Raw genomic sequence first — 1,662 nt, forward strand, 5'->3', positions numbered from 1 at the left:
CGATCTACAGGAATGCTATTCTGCTCCGTTAGCTTAATAACTTCAACAAAAAGAAGCGATAATCCTTCTTGGATCATCGCTGCCCTTTAACTTAATAACTATCCAAATGGTTTTCCTGATACTATATGCCAATGGAGATGTTTTGAGTCCTGATAATCCCCTAAGTTGGTAATAACTCTACAAGCACCGTTTTCTTCAGTAACCATAGTAGCAACCTTCTTTATTACTTCCAGTAATTCAATTAATAATTCGTTATCACTTTCTTCTAAGGTAATTAAAGAAGGTATATGTTTCTTTGGTATTGCAACAATATGAACTGGATAAAAAGGTCTTGTATGATAATAGGCTAATACATTTTCTGTCTCCAACACTTTATTTACTTGGGTTTTACCACTTAATACTTCATCACAATAAAAATCTTCAGTCATAATGCCCTCCCTAAAAATTCTATTTTTACTATTAATTTATTCTATTCCCTAGTTCAACTAAACTGCACCGTTAGCTTAATAACTTCAACAAAAATATGCGATAATCCTTCTTGGATCATCGCACCCGTTAGTACAATAAGCTGTTTTAAATATCGCCAAAAATGTGACCTTCATTCTCTAACACAACTACTGCATTTTCAATTGAATGACTTTTAACAAGTAGGTAATCGGTATTAAAGGTTGAAATAGCAAAGATACTAATATTATTTTCGGCTAATGGATTCGCTAATGAAGATAATATTCCAGTTAAGCTAAAGTCTAAAACTCCCTCTACTTTTATACACTTCCAATCGTTTTCCACATCTTTAAATGCTTCATTCATCGGTAAACATTCAGAGGGACACACGATAGACAGTTCTTCATCTGTTCGTGTAATAGAAAATAAATCGGAGTTTAATGCCCACAATGGTATTGTTTCAGTTGGAGGAAATTTCACAACGGCAAAATTTGAATCTAAAATTTTTAATTTCATATTTTCAGCACTCCTTTTAGAAGTTATTTTAACATTTATTCTCTCAAACTGTTATTTCACCAACCTGCCCCGGTAGTTAAATAACTACAAAAAAAAGGTGCGTAATTCTTCTTGGATCAACGCACCCGTTACTTTAAGTACATTTTTTCACAAACTAAAACTTAATAACATAAATCAAATACGAAACTAAAACACTTACCCATTGTAGGGATGCAAATAGGAAGATTGTTTCCACAGCATAGTTTGAATCACTCAAAAGCAAAATCATCATAAATGGAATCATTAAAATAGATAAAGTACCAGCAACTAATAGACTTTTGGATAAAATACTCACTTGATATTCATCGTATTTTTTTGTTCTCTTAATCAAAATAAGCACTATTATGGCAATGGTTAAACCAATTATTAGGTATCCAATGAACCTCATATTTCCAGTTCTAAGAAAGTCAGACCACCCATTCCAAAAAGCAGAATTAAGAGTCTCTCCGGGTGAAAGGATACTAACAAATTCCATATGACCAGCTGTAAAAATAAAAATAAACGAATAAATGACTGACATAAATCCAATAAAGATTATATTTATGATTGGTTGTTTTAACAAACTCACTTTCTCTCACTCTCCTCAAAATCAAATATTTCCTCAATTGACATATTGAAAAATTTTGCTAAATCATACGCCAACCAAATTGATGGGTCAAACTT

The 1,662-nt window shown here is 31.9% G+C and carries 3 protein-coding genes; all 3 read right to left on the reverse strand.

All coding sequences use genetic code 11. The features are described from left to right. Positions 1-98 precede the first annotated feature (98 nt). Entirely contained in the window at positions 99-428 is a 330-nt protein-coding gene (locus tag V7138_RS05700; protein WP_335394860.1) for an HIT domain-containing protein, read from the reverse strand. 145 nt (positions 429-573) lie between these two features. Further along, on the reverse strand, positions 574-960 hold the full coding sequence (locus V7138_RS05705) for an ACT domain-containing protein (protein ID WP_335394861.1): 387 nt from the start codon (positions 958-960) through the stop codon (positions 574-576). Positions 961-1,114: 154 nt separating this feature from the next. Next, a complete protein-coding gene (locus V7138_RS05710; RefSeq protein WP_335394863.1) occupies positions 1,115-1,567 on the reverse strand; it encodes a hypothetical protein in 453 nt (150 codons plus the stop codon). Between the last annotated feature and the right edge of the window lie 95 nt (positions 1,568-1,662).

The sequence above is a fragment of the Bacillus sp. JJ1533 genome (genome assembly GCF_036965045.1).
Lineage (GTDB): Bacteria > Bacillota > Bacilli > Bacillales > Bacillaceae_L > Ferdinandcohnia.